Annotated in this window: 2 protein-coding genes; both read left to right on the top strand. The window is 36.8% G+C overall.

Annotated elements, in window-relative coordinates; genetic code table 11:
- Positions 1-362 (top strand): hypothetical protein (locus tag ELAC_RS11745; protein WP_098038561.1); only part of this gene is annotated, 362 nt, incomplete at its 5' end.
- A 17-nt stretch (positions 363-379) separates the two neighbouring features.
- The gene (gene imm40, locus ELAC_RS06910) at positions 380-721 is read left to right on the top strand and encodes an Imm40 family immunity protein (protein ID WP_098038560.1); all 342 of its coding nucleotides are present in this window, start codon (positions 380-382) and stop codon (positions 719-721) included.
- Positions 722-1052: the final 331 nt, after the last annotated feature.

Genomic DNA, 1052 nt, shown 5'->3' with positions numbered 1-1052 from the left:
CCGTTCAAAAGACCACTAAAGTAGCACTAACAAAGCAGAGCGTAAATCAAACAGCTAGCAAAGTTTCGAAGTCTTCGAAGGAGATTTTACAACCTAATCCATTAAAAGGCACAAGCTACACTCCAAAGGTCATTAAAGATATGAGACTAAATGGAAAAACTGCACTACCTGATTTTCACGGTTTCCCGAGAATTGTGGATAACTATGCTAAATTTGGGCGTGCTGATTTACTTATTGGTAGAGATGGTAAAATAAGAACAAGAGTATCGTTACCTGGTGGATATCAGGGTAGAGAAGGATGTTTTGAATGGATTATAGAAGCTGATAAGACCATCAATCATAGACTTTTTGTTCCTCATTAATAAGCTATAAGGAAAAGATGATTCAGAGTTGTATTAAGAAAAAAATATTAGAAAAAGCTGTCTCTTTAGAGAAATTTGGCATGAACGATTTGGCTTGGGAAAAAGACGCAGCAGTGACATTAATTAATTCATTGATGAATGACGATATTGGTATCTTAGGGGGAAGTGTTTATAAAATTGATTCAAATAATTTTATGCCAATGTATGACAATTGGTCCTGCAATCCTGATTCAAAAGAGGTGAGTAAAGATTTTAATTTTAGAAGTAAAACAAGGGCCTTAGAGTATATTAATAAATACCCTATTTATCTAGATGAGAGAATTCTATTTTCACTAGTGTTTACAGAGGATGTTGATTGATTTGTTTTTTTTAATTTTAGTTCGATTGTTTTACTTTAATAAGGTTAGAGACGCTTTCGGACGGGTGATCAAAAGAGTATTTTTAACGGGACGGTTATCTTGCTAAAGAGGTATTTTGCCGGTGCAGTAAATTCCGTTTAACAGAAGAGACGGGCGAAGAGAGAGTTGGAAAGTCTATCGTCATAACGCCGACGGTAGAAAAATCAGCGAACAAAGGGGGAGTATCAAGACGGGGTTTACCCACGACAGCTCACCACAAATTTCAAGAAGATCGAATCGGTATCAGACGAGGGTGCTTGAGTCACCTTTTATCGCTATGACCCGCTGAACC

It is taken from the genome of Estrella lausannensis, from assembly GCF_900000175.1.
Classification (GTDB): domain Bacteria; phylum Chlamydiota; class Chlamydiia; order Chlamydiales; family Criblamydiaceae; genus Estrella; species Estrella lausannensis.
This window is presented reverse-complemented; position numbering and strand designations above follow the sequence as displayed.